General features: G+C 54.4%; 9 protein-coding genes, 4 tRNA genes and 2 other RNA genes. 1 reads left to right on the top strand and 14 read right to left on the bottom strand.

Translation table 11 applies throughout. The features are described 5' to 3' along the window. Nucleotide 1: 1 nt before the first annotated feature. Complete coding sequence (gene hemY, locus ACUTQ5_RS17070; RefSeq protein WP_445652213.1) at nucleotides 2-1,195, top strand: protoheme IX biogenesis protein HemY; 1,194 nt, start codon at nucleotides 2-4, stop codon at nucleotides 1,193-1,195. Nucleotides 1,196-1,986: 791 nt separating this feature from the next. Here hemY and ACUTQ5_RS17075 read toward each other — a convergent pair. From ACUTQ5_RS17075 to rfbA, 14 genes are all read right to left on the bottom strand, one after another. Continuing rightward, nucleotides 1,987-2,116, bottom strand: a non-coding RNA gene (locus ACUTQ5_RS17075) — RtT sRNA. Nucleotides 2,117-2,147: 31 nt separating this feature from the next. Then, nucleotides 2,148-2,275: non-coding RNA, RtT sRNA (locus ACUTQ5_RS17080), on the bottom strand. 32 nt (nucleotides 2,276-2,307) lie between these two features. Beyond that, a tRNA-Pro gene (locus tag ACUTQ5_RS17085) sits at nucleotides 2,308-2,384 on the bottom strand. 76 nt (nucleotides 2,385-2,460) lie between these two features. After that, nucleotides 2,461-2,547, bottom strand: a tRNA-Leu gene (locus ACUTQ5_RS17090). 43 nt (nucleotides 2,548-2,590) lie between these two features. Further along, nucleotides 2,591-2,666: transfer RNA gene (locus ACUTQ5_RS17095), tRNA-His, on the bottom strand. Nucleotides 2,667-2,728: 62 nt separating this feature from the next. Beyond that, nucleotides 2,729-2,805 (bottom strand) — tRNA-Arg (locus ACUTQ5_RS17100). Between the two features lie 135 nt (nucleotides 2,806-2,940). After that, the gene (thrP, locus tag ACUTQ5_RS17105) at nucleotides 2,941-4,344 is read right to left on the bottom strand and encodes a bifunctional threonine/serine APC transporter ThrP (protein WP_445652214.1); all 1,404 of its coding nucleotides are present in this window, start codon (nucleotides 4,342-4,344) and stop codon (nucleotides 2,941-2,943) included. 369 nt (nucleotides 4,345-4,713) lie between these two features. After that, nucleotides 4,714-5,454, bottom strand: a complete 741-nt coding sequence (wecG, locus tag ACUTQ5_RS17110) for a lipopolysaccharide N-acetylmannosaminouronosyltransferase (protein ID WP_445652215.1) — start codon at nucleotides 5,452-5,454, stop codon at nucleotides 4,714-4,716. Between the two features lie 13 nt (nucleotides 5,455-5,467). Then, complete coding sequence (wzyE, locus tag ACUTQ5_RS17115; protein ID WP_445652216.1) at nucleotides 5,468-6,844, bottom strand: ECA oligosaccharide polymerase; 1,377 nt, start codon at nucleotides 6,842-6,844, stop codon at nucleotides 5,468-5,470. Further along, the gene (locus ACUTQ5_RS17120; protein WP_445652217.1) at nucleotides 6,841-7,926 is read right to left on the bottom strand and encodes a TDP-N-acetylfucosamine:lipid II N-acetylfucosaminyltransferase; all 1,086 of its coding nucleotides are present in this window, start codon (nucleotides 7,924-7,926) and stop codon (nucleotides 6,841-6,843) included. The genes wzyE and ACUTQ5_RS17120 overlap by 4 nt, the downstream gene beginning before the upstream one ends. Then, on the bottom strand, nucleotides 7,923-9,173 hold the full coding sequence (wzxE, locus tag ACUTQ5_RS17125) for a lipid III flippase WzxE (RefSeq protein WP_445652218.1): 1,251 nt from the start codon (nucleotides 9,171-9,173) through the stop codon (nucleotides 7,923-7,925). Before wzxE ends, ACUTQ5_RS17120 begins: the two co-directional genes overlap by 4 nt. 1 nt (nucleotide 9,174) lies before the next feature. Further along, nucleotides 9,175-10,305, bottom strand: a complete 1,131-nt coding sequence (gene rffA / locus ACUTQ5_RS17130; protein WP_445652219.1) for a dTDP-4-amino-4,6-dideoxygalactose transaminase — start codon at nucleotides 10,303-10,305, stop codon at nucleotides 9,175-9,177. Beyond that, nucleotides 10,292-11,023: a dTDP-4-amino-4,6-dideoxy-D-galactose acyltransferase gene (gene rffC, locus ACUTQ5_RS17135; protein WP_445652220.1), complete on the bottom strand. Its 732-nt coding sequence runs from the start codon at nucleotides 11,021-11,023 to the stop codon at nucleotides 10,292-10,294. The genes rffA and rffC overlap by 14 nt, the downstream gene beginning before the upstream one ends. Next, a complete protein-coding gene (gene rfbA / locus ACUTQ5_RS17140; protein WP_445652221.1) occupies nucleotides 11,001-11,882 on the bottom strand; it encodes a glucose-1-phosphate thymidylyltransferase RfbA in 882 nt (293 codons plus the stop codon). The genes rffC and rfbA overlap by 23 nt, the downstream gene beginning before the upstream one ends. Nucleotides 11,883-11,898 lie beyond the last annotated feature (16 nt).

An 11,898-nucleotide genomic window follows, 5' to 3' on the forward strand; every position in this document is an offset into this window, starting at 1 on the left:
CATGTTACGCGTGCTATTTCTGTTCCTGGTGCTGATCGCCAGCGTGGTCGTCGGGCCGATGTTGGCCGGCCATCAAGGCTATGTGCTGATTCAGACCGATAACTACAATATCGAAACCAGCGTCACCGGCCTGGTGATCATGGGCGTCCTGCTGTTTGTCGTGCTGCTGGTGATCGAATGGATCCTGCGTCGCATCTTCCGCACCGGTGCTCACACCCGCGGCTGGTTCCTGGGGCGCAAACGTAGCCGTGCGCGCAAGCAAACCAAGGCCGCGCTGATCAAACTGGCCGAAGGCGATTACAAGCAGGTCGAAAAACTGCTGACGCGCAACGCCGATCACGCCGAACAGCCGGTGGTTAACTATCTGCTGGCCGCCGAGGCCGCGCAGCAGCGCGGTGACGATTTCCGCACTAACCAATACCTGGAACGCGCCGCCGAAGCCGCTGACACTGACCAGTTGCCGGTAGATATCACCCGCGTGCGCATCCAACTGGCGCAGGGCGAAAACCATGCCGCACGTCACGGGGTCGATCGCCTGCTGAACCAGGCACCGCGTCACCCGGAAGTGTTGCGTCTGGCCGAGCTGGCTTATCTACGCACCGGCGCTTTTGCCTCGTTGCTGGAAATCCTGACGTCGATGAGCAAGATCAACCTGCATACCGAGGCTGAACTGCAGGCCCTGCAGCAGCAGGCCTATATTGGCCTGATGAATCAGGCCATGGCGGATGAAGGCAGCGAGGGTCTGAAACGCTGGTGGAAAGATCAGAGCCGCAAAACTCGCCATGAAGTTCCGCTGCAAATTGCGATGGTGGATCACCTGATCGAATGCAATGACCATGAATTGGCGCAGGAAATCGTGATCGATAGCCTGAAGCGCCAGTACGATGAGCGTCTGGTGCTGTTGATCCCGCGCCTGAAGTCCGGCAATCCTCAGCAGTTGGAAAAAGCGCTGCGCCAGCAGGTGAAGCTGCATGGTGCCACACCACTGCTCAACAGCACGCTGGGTCAGCTATTGATGAAGCATGGCGAATGGCAACAGGCCGCCGATGCATTCCGGGAAGCATTGAAACAGCGTCCAGATGCCTACGACTACGCCTGGTTGGCGGACGTGCTGGATAAGCTGCACCGCTCGGATGAAGCGGCCCAAATGCGTCGTGAAGGTTTGATGTTGACCCTGAAGCAGAACGGCGAGTAACGCCGGCAATGCATTGTCCTCAAGGCGCGCCCCCTGGTCGCGCCTTTTTTATCCAACGTTGCTTATACCCAAGATAGTTGGAGTCACAGCAAGGCGGCAAGCTCACGAATCCCCAGGAGCTTTGTCCACCAAGTGACTGGGGTGAGAGCGCGCAGTCAACGCGGCTGTGGCTTCAAATATGATGGGTATTAGGCAAAAAAAAACACTTGCCGCAGTGGCAAGTGTATAAAAAAACAATCAGGTCTAGGACAACAGGGGCGGTGCCTCACTCAACGTTATGCCCGGAGTGTGATGTCTGCGGCTGCAAGCAACGCTGACATCGTTCTGGTGGGCAATAGGCACCTTAAATCGGCTCTGCGTCATTCCCAGGGTTTATGAAGCCTAAGCAAACATAAGAGGTGGAATGAGCATCTACAGAGTAGATATTGCACTTGGCGTGCCAACTTTGGGAAAAGTGTCTTTTCGCTTGGATAAAATAATTTAACTAATTGAATTTAAATAAATTTAAACGTCAAAATAAATCAAGAGCTTCTCATCGGGTGCTACCCCGCTCTCTCCCTGACCCCAGCAGATATGTCGCCTTATAACGACGACTTAAGCCAAAGTGATTTTTATCTTATTAAATCATAAAGTTATATGTCTCAACCTGGCGACAATGCACTATACCAATGTCGCTGAAAGCCAACACGGGCCCAGAAACCAAAAGCAGGACAGCAGGAAGTTAGAAATGAGGTGTGCCGAATGGCAGAAAGCGAAAAGCCCGTTCATTACTGAACGGGCTTTTCTGAAAATGGTCGGAGAAAGAGGATTACGCGCATCTTTGATGCTTGCCCTGCGGGCAGTTGCTAAAGCAACGTGGTCTCGCTGCGCTGCGCTCAAACCTCCTTCGGAGGTGCTCATCCTCATAAACTACAGGCGTAAAGAAACCGACTTTCGTCGGTTTCTTTGAATGTGGTCGGCGAGAGAGGATTACTGCATCTGCGATGCTGCCCTGCGGGCCGTTGCTAAAGCAACGTTGTCTCGCTTCGCTCGGCTCAAACCTCCTTCGAAGGTTCTCATCCTATAAACTACAGATGTAAAAAAACCCGCTATAAAGCGGGTTTTCTTGAATGTGGTCGGCGAGAGAGGATTCGAACCTCCGACCCACTGGTCCCAAACCAGTTGCGCTACCAAGCTGCGCTACTCGCCGATTTCTTGTTGCAGATACTACTGAATCTTATTGCTTATGTCTATGTAAATATTAAATTTATTAGACATTTTGTGTGTGGTGCGAAGAGAGGGACTTGAACCCTCACGTCCGTAAGAACACTAACACCTGAAGCTAGCGCGTCTACCAATTCCGCCACCTTCGCACTGCCACAAAACAGCTTACAATTCTTCACTTCTCTTAGGAAGTGGGGTGGCTAATGGGACTCGAACCCACGACAACTGGAATCACAATCCAGGGCTCTACCAACTGAGCTATAGCCACCATTACTTCTTAACTACTTCACGCGGTAATACTACCACCGCAGCTCTTGCACACAAACTTAATGGTGCGCCCGACAGGATTCGAACCTGAGACCTCTGCCTCCGGAGGGCAGCGCTCTATCCAGCTGAGCTACGGGCGCATAGCGCCGTTGCGGGAGGGGATACTACGGTTTTAACCCAATCCTGTCTAGTGCTTTTTCGCAGAAATGTTGCGTTTGATTACGCTTTGCTCACTACTGAGCAGGAAAGGGCTATCCGTAGCCCTTTTTCACCGGTTACTGCTGGGTTTCTGTCCGTTTTTCAGCCGGATGATGTTTCTTGTGCATACCAAAAGCAAAGTAGCACAGGCTGACTGCCGCCAAGAATATCGCCCCAACCAGCAAAGAAATTCGAGTATCTGGGTTAATTCCCATGCCGATCAGCACGCAGATCAGGAAAGCGATGGTCAGATAGTTCACATAGGGGAACATAATCGACTTAAAGCTGTGGGTTTTGATCGCTTCTTTATGGGCTCGGCGGAAATACAGCTGGCTAATCAGCACCACAAACCACGGCACCATGCCCGGCAGCACGCTGGCGCTGTAGACATAGACAAACACCGCCTGCGGATTGGGGATCAGATAATTCAGGCCAGAGCCGACCAACAGGCAGGCGATGGTCACGGCAATACAGTTCACCGGCACGCCGCTGGCAGACAGCCTGGTCAGCGAGGCAGGCAGTTGACGGTTCTTGGCCAGCGCGTACAGCATACGCCCCCCACTATACATACCGCTATTACAGCCAGAGAGGGCCGCGGTCAACACCACGAAGTTAATGATGCCGGCGGCGGCAACGATGCCGATTTTGGCGAAGGTCAGCACAAATGGGCTGCCGATGGTGCCGATACCGTTCCATGGGAAGATGGTGACAATGACAAAAATGGCGCCGACGTAGAAGATCAGAATGCGCCACAGGATGTTGTTAATCGCGCGTTTCAGTGTCACCTGCGGATTCTTGGCCTCACCGGCGGTAATGCCGACCAGCTCAACCCCCTGATAGGACGCCACGACAATACACAGCGCAAACAGGAAACCCTTCCAGCCGCCGGCAAAGAAACCGCCGTGCTCGCTCAGGTTGGCAAAGCCGATAGGTTGTCCCCCATTGCCAAAGCCAAACAGGATCACCCCCAGCCCGACCAGAATCATCACAATGATGGTGGTCACCTTAATCATGGCAAACCAAAACTCCAGTTCGCCGTACAGGCGTACCGCCGCCACGTTAGCCAGCGCTACCATCGCCACCGCGATCAGCGCCGGCAGCCACTGCGGGATCTCCGGGAACCAGAACTGCACGTAGACCCCAATGGCGGTAATTTCCGAGATGCCGACGGCAATCCACATAAACCAATAGCCCCAGGCGGTCAGATAGCCAAAGTAAGGACTCATGTATTTATGGGCATAAACAGCAAAGGAACCCGCGACCGGTTCAAGGAACAGCATCTCGCCCATCGAACGCATAATAAAGAACACGAACAGCCCGGCGATGATATAAGCCAATAATACTGACGGCCCCGCCCATTTCAGCGTGCTGGCCGAGCCCATAAACAGGCCAACGCCAATGGTGCCGCCCAGAGCAATCAGCTCAATATGCCGGGCTTCTAGCCCCCGGTGTAGCCCCTGCGGTTTTTTAGTGTGTGGCATAAATCCTCGATAATATTCTTTTGATTGTGTCTGCATGCCGGCCGTGTACCGGTCGTTATTGTTTTATTGAAAAATAGCGCAAATCATCTCCCGCCGCTCAGGCGGACATCAGCTTGTGATAGGACGGTCTTACGGCGGAGAAAAACGTCGTTCAATGCGGCCACATCTGGCGCCAACAGCTGGGGGAAATTTCAGGGCGGTATCGTTTCGCATTTTGCCGCTATAAGCAAACCGCAATTTAAAACTTTATGGCATAAACATGGAGGGGTTTAGCGACTGAGGTTATAGAATGCTGGATAATTGGTCACAAAGCAGATTAATTAAACAATTCATTGCGCCGGGGCAGAATAATCCGCCCCGTCGCTTGCATTACATCTTGCCGCGATAATAGTAACTCACGAACTTCAGCAACCGCAGTTGACGTCCGATGCGGCTCGGCTGGCTGAGCAGCCTGTAGAGCCACTCCAGGCCGAGGTTCTGCCAGACCTTTGGCGCACGCTTAACGTGCCCGGTGAATACGTCGTAGGTCCCGCCTACGCCCATATACAACGCTTGCGGATGCACCTTGCGACAGTCACGCATCAGGATTTCCTGTTTTGGCGATCCCATCGCGACCGTCACTATAGCGGCCCCGCTGGCACGAATGCGCTCAAACAGGGGTTCACGTTGTTCCGGCTTGAAATAGCCGTCCTGACTACCGACCAGATTCACATTCCACTGACCACGCAGCTTCTGTTCGGTTTCCGCCAGCACCGATGGCTTGCCGCCGATCAGAAACACCGGTGTTCCCTCACGTCCGGCGCGTTGCATCAGCGCTTCCCACAGATCGGCTCCGGCGACCCGAGAGACGTCGGCATGCGGATATTTACGCCGAATTGACCGCACCATGCTGATGCCGTCGGCATACTTGTACTCCGCCTCATCCAGCAAGGCATGCAGCTCAGTGTCCTGCTCCGCCGTCAGGATTTTTTCGGCGTTCATGGCAACCAACGTGCCCCGCTTTACGTGGCCACCGTCGAACAGAAAATCCATGCACTGCGCCATATCGCGAAATCCCCACAGGCTGAAACCGCGCAGCTCATATTTGGGAACCGAGATTTTTGCTTCCATCTTATTATTACCCTTACAAAAGGCCATCGGCCCGCACAGACGAAGCAGGCGGTGTCAGCGTTCGTGAACGCAGCACTCGCGCCTTAATCAATCCGGCAGTATCAAACAGCCAGTACAGCAATTTTGCCATCAGCAAACAGGTGCCGAAAACGAGGCAGAAGAACACCACCCGCGAGACAAAGGAATCCACCCCTTCTCGCGCCAATACGATGATGTTGAATACCGCGCCAAAGCAGAAGCCCTGCAATATGGCGGCTTTATAAGGGTTCGACTCGCTTTTGCCCATCTCATACAGCCAGTCGAACCATTTGATGATCATACCCACCAGCACCGCGCCGACAGGAATGAACAACGCGCCGCCCATCACCACCAGCGAACCGATCAGCGTCGGTGAGATTGCCAGGCCGGAATGGTTATCCAGCACTTCCCAGGTGAAATAGTTGGCGGTATTAAGCACCGTGTCCGGTCGGCCCGGCCAAAGCCAGCTCGGGATAAACACATAGAAATCACGCACTATCGGCGCCAGCCCCTGGAAATCAATCTTGTCGTAGTTTTGCAGCAGCAACGCCAAATTTTCCCACGGCGAGAAGGTGTCGCGCGTCAGATAGAGGAAGGTATAAAACGCCTCAGGGCCACTGACGTCCAGACTGTAACGCTTTAACGCCAGCCAGAACATGCCGACAATGCCGAACACCCCGGCTGCCACCAGCATCCACAACGAGATCCAGCCGCGCACGATACCGATAAACAGGAATAGCGAGAAGGCGATAATAATATTGGCGCGGGTGCCGCCGACAATCACATAGGTGAGGATGCCAAAAGCCACCGTCGTCGCCAGGAAAAAAAACCAGGCTCGCAGATCCTGCTTCAGGAAATACACCACCAGCATCGCCGGAATGAAGAAATAGAAGAACCGTTTGAGCGCTACGCCCAACACGTCACTGGAGAAAATCTGGCTGTATGAGTTGAGCTTGAACAGCAGGAAACCGTTTTGCAGAAAGAAAATGCCGACGGTAACGATCGCCACCAATGCCAGTAAAATCCAAGTCAGATGGGTTTCAACCCGATTCATGCTGAATACCGGTTTACGCGGTTGCACGCTACGCTTACGCAACCGGGTTTTATAGCTGACGTAGTAAATCGCATAAAACGCGGTGGCCGAGAGGATGGCGTACAGCAGGAACTCCACCGGCACCACCTCGACATCAAACTGAAAAACCAGCAGGCAGGTCAGCGGGAAGCCGAAGTAAAACGTCAACAAATACAACAATGAAAAGAAGACGTTGAAGTTAAAGCGGACGCGCCGAAACTCCTGATAGGTCAACGTCAGAACAAACAACGTGCCCATCAGGTAGACGATAAATAACCCGCCAAATTGCGCCAGCGTCATGAATTGTCCCCTGCCGCCAGGGCTAATGCCTGTTGCCAGCCATTAACGTAGTTGGGATTAAAGAAAGCGATCGTCTGCTTGTCCACTGACGCCAGTTGGCGCTGCGCTTCACGCACTACCGCCTCATCCAGCGAATCACCGTAGAACAGCACCGGCAGATGCTGCTCCGCCAGATCCTGCCAGAACGGGTTCTGCCGGCTCAGCACGAACGGCACGCCAAACTGGATCAGCAGGCAAAGCGTGCCGATACCCTGCTGGCGGTTAAAGATAAAGTAGCCGAGATCGCACTCGCGCAGAATGTTCAGGTAGTCGTCGAACGCCACCTGCTGCGTCAGCACTTGCAGGTTCCTGGCACTGAACAACGCCAGCCCGGCAGTGCGGACCTGATCAATATAAGCCTCGTTGTTGGCCGGATAGCCCATCGGCAGGATCACGCGCACATCCGCACCAAACTGTTGATGAATCGCTTTCAGTGCCTCAACGTGCCGGTTGGTGCGATCGCCGGAGTTACCCACCAGAATGGTCATCGGCCCGGCCATATTTTTCTCTACGCTGATACCGGTCAACGCCGGATCCATCCGCGTAGGGAAATACAGCAGGGAGGCCGGTACACGTGCATGCCGCTGTTGATAATGGATCACATCACCACGGGTAGCGAATACGCGTCCGACACGGCCTTGTGCAATTCGGCGCAGCAAATAGAACAGGCGGAATTTCCAACTGGTGGCGTCTTCATACAGGTCCGCGCCCCAGATATGCCAGCTGACCTGATGGGCTTTGATTTTGCCGCTCAGCAATGCCAACCACAATGTCGGGTTAAACTGCCCATGGAAGAAGAAACGCTGGTCGCGATCGGCCTGTGCACGGGCTATAACCGCCATCGCCAGGCTTTTTTTATCCGGATGACATTCAAGGTTCAGTTCAGGGAACGCCCCTAACGCAGCGGCATCTTTGGCAGCCACCATGAAATGGCGTGTCTGATCGGACGGCAGTCGCTTCGCCAACACGTCGTTGAAGAAACGCAGCACCGTCTGGTTGTGATGCGGGATGTCAGATCCCAGTACGTGAATCAGTGTAGTCATACTCGTCTACGATAAAGAATAAATACGCAGCTACAGAGCGTGAAATACACGATGTAGGTTGCCATGTAGGCCTGTGCCGCACCCAGCGCGCCGTGCAAAGGGATCAACCAATGCGAGAACAGCGTCAACAGCAGGAACTGGCTGACTTCGGTCAGGATATAAAAACGCAGCGACGCCTTGGCAATAACCAGATAGCCAAATACATAAGCGCCCACCTTCAGCACATCTCCCACCAGTTGCCAGGCGAACAGGTCGCGCATCGCGACAAACTTGTCCGTAAACAGCAACCAGATGGCGAAATCGCGTAGTAACCAGACCGTGAAACTTGCTGCCGCCACCGCAGGCAGCACAAATTTTAGTGAGCGCACAATCTCCTGCGAGATAGCGCTTTTTTCCTTTAACCGCGACAGCGTTGGCAGCAGATAGACGGTAAACGAGGCGGTAATAAACTGCAGATACGCGTCGGAAATGCTGCTGACGCCCTGCCAAATCCCCACCTCTTCCCAGCTGTAATGGCTTGCCAGCAGGTTACGCATCATCACATAGGCCACTGGCAGCGTTACTGAGGTGATCAGCGCCATAATGGTGAACTTGCCGAGATGGCTGGCCAGCGTCTTGTCCCATGCCAGCGCCAAATAGCTCAGCGGCAGGGTTTTGCGTCGCCACAACATAAAACCGGCGGGAAACACCACCAATGCCGGGACCAGCGCCAACCCTGCAAGGGCACCTTCATAACCACCCAGCCTGAAGCACAGGTAGTAGGCCACCACGCCAATCAGGCTGCCGCCAATCACCGACAGTGCGTTGCCCATCGCATCGCGGTAGCCCTTCAGCACCGCCATAAACAGGTTGGCGTAAGCAATACCCATCTGAATAAACGCCACCGCCCGCACCACGCCGACATAATCAGCATGGCCAAATAGCCCGACGCTGATAGGTTTGGCCGCGAACAAGAACACCAGCGCCAACAGCGTAGAAAACCCCAGCACAATAGTCGACGCAGTGCCAACAGCCAGCCGCAACCTCTGCGGCTCCTGATGGTATTCGGCAACGTATTTTGTGATGCCGTTAAAAATCCCGGCACCGGACAGCACGCCCAGCACGGTAATCAACTGACGGAAGTTACCCGCCTGCCCTACGCCGCTGGGGCCAAAGGCCACCGCCAGCAGTTTCACCACCAACAGCCCCACGCCAATCTTGATAAGCGTAGAGCCGGCGGTCCAAATCGATGCTTTTGCCAGCGACATATCAGGCGAAGAAGCTGAGAATGGTATTGATCACCGTGCGCTGAGTGACATCAGTCATATTGTAGAACAACGGCAAACGTACCAATCGCGCGCTCTCCTGGCTGGTAAAGCGATCTTCACCGGCAAAGCGGCCGAAACGATCGCCCGCCGGGCAATCATGCAGCGGAATGTAATGGAATACCGTCATGATTTCGGCTTCTTTCATGTAATCGATAAACGCCGTACGGTCTTCAATATCGCGCAGTTTGATATAGAACATATGAGCATTCTGCACACAGTCCGCCGGGATACTTGGCAGCTCGATACGGCCCGCATCGGCTAACGGCAGCAGGCTGTCGTAATACTGTTGCCACAGCGCCAGACGACGTTGGTTGATAGCTTCGGCGGCTTCCAGTTGCCCCCACAGATAAGCGGCCTGCAGATCTGACATCAGATAGCTGGAGCCGATATCGCGCCAGGTGTATTTGTCCACCTGGCCGCGGAAGAACTGGCTGCGGTTGGTGCCTTTCTCGCGAATGACTTCCGCCCGATCAATCAGCGCCGGATCGTTAATCAGCGTGGCGCCGCCCTCACCACCTGCGGTGTAGTTTTTGGTTTCGTGAAAGCTAAAGCATCCAATATGACCGATGGTCCCCAGCGCTTTCCCCTTGTAGGTGGACATCACGCCCTGCGCGGCATCTTCAACAACATATAATTTGTACTTTTCCGCCAGCGCCATGATGGTGTCCATCTCGCAGGCAACACCGGCGTAATGCACCGGTACAATGGCACGGGTCTTATCGGTGATGGCCGCTTCAATCTTGCTTTCATCGATGTTCATAGTGTCAGGACGCAGGTCAACAAACACTACGGTGGCACCACGCAACACAAAAGCATTGGCGGTTGAAACAAAGGTGAAGCTCGGCATGATCACTTCATCGCCCGGCTGAATATCCAGCAGGATCGCTGCCATCTCCAGCGAGGCGGTACAGGACGGCGTCAACAGCACCTTCGGGCTGCCAAACCGCTGCTCCATCCACTGCTGGCAACGACGGGTAAAGCCACCGTCACCGCACAGCTTGCCACTGCTCATTGCAGCCTGCATATAGTCAAGTTCAGTGCCAACAACCGGTGGAGCGTTAAATGGGATCATGTCTTCCTCTGTATAACCAGTACGAGGTGCTTTCAATAACAGCACCCTGTCGTTGATAGAGCCGCAGTGCGGCAATGTTACCGAACTGGGTCGCAACCCGTAGGCGCTGCAGCGCCCTTTGCTGGCACTCTGCAATGGCTGCCGCCATCAGTCGCGAGCCAATTCCTTTGCCTGCCGCGCCGGGGAACGCCGCCAGCAGGCCGATTCGGGCCTCCTGGCCACCCAGCTCACGCAGGCTGACAAAGCCTTCTGTCTGCCCGGTATCGTCGAGTACCAGCAGGCATTGATGGTCAAAGGTCCCCAATACCGCCTTTTCGATCCATTCAGCATAAAAGCGGCCGCTATCTTGGGTGTGATACCAGGGGGCGCGGAAACGGCTGGCGGTGAACACGCTGGCCGCCGCTGCACGCAGCATCGGGATATCTGCCAGCACCGCCGGGCGAGTGGCCTGCATCGGCACAGTATGGGATGATGCACATTCCGTGCCGATATTTAGCACCAGATCGACTTCCCCCTCAACCAGTTGGAAGTCCAAACGGGTCAAACCGTCCACCAAAGCAGTGTGATGCGCCGGAATTTTGGCCTGCACCAATGCGTAGGCATCCAGTTCAGTCTCGGTGAGCATAGGAGCCGCCGTAGAGAAGTTGAGTTTGGCGCTATTAAGGGCGAAAAACTCTGTTTCCCAGGCTAATGGCTCAATACTGGCGTGGACGGGCATGTAACAAATCCAGCAGGTATTTTCCGTAACCGGTTTTCAGCAACGATTGTGCGGCGCGCTTCACGCCCTCATCGTCCAGCCAGCCGTTACGCCAGGCAATTTCTTCCAGACAGGCAATTTTAAAGCCCTGACGCTTTTCCACCGTTTGCACAAAGCTGCTGGCTTCCAGCAGGCTGTCATGGGTGCCGGTATCCAGCCAGGCGAAGCCACGTCCCAACAGTTCAACGGTCAGTTCACCACGCTCCAGATACATCTGGTTAATGCTGGTGATCTCCAGCTCGCCGCGCTCCGAAGGTTTCACCTGTTTGGCGAGCTCCACTACTTGGCTGTCATAGAAATACAGCCCAGTCACCGCCCAATTGGATTTAGGCGCTTTCGGCTTTTCTTCGATCGACAGCGCGCGGAAATTATCATCAAACTCCACCACGCCAAAGCGCTCGGGATCCATGACCTGATAACCGAACACGGTAGCGCCCTGCGTACGGGCGGCAACCGTTTTCAATTTAGGACTAAAGCCTTGGCCAAAGTAGATATTGTCGCCCAGAACCAGACAGCTCGGCTCACCGGCGAGGAATTCCTCACCAATCAGAAACGCCTGTGCCAGGCCGTCGGGCCTGGGTTGTTCGGCATAGCTGAGGTTAATGCCGAACTCTTCGCCGCTGCCCAATAAGCGTTTGAATGAGGGCAAATCTTCTGGGGTAGAGATGATTAAAATGTCGCGGATCCCCGCCAGCATCAAAACTGACAGCGGATAATAAATCATCGGCTTGTCGTAAATAGGTAATAGCTGCTTGGATACGCCGCGGGTAATCGGATGTAAGCGTGTGCCGGAACCGCCCGCCAGAATAATACCTTTCATACTCACTCCAGAATCC

It is taken from the genome of Serratia sp. NA_112.1 (genome assembly GCF_052691715.1).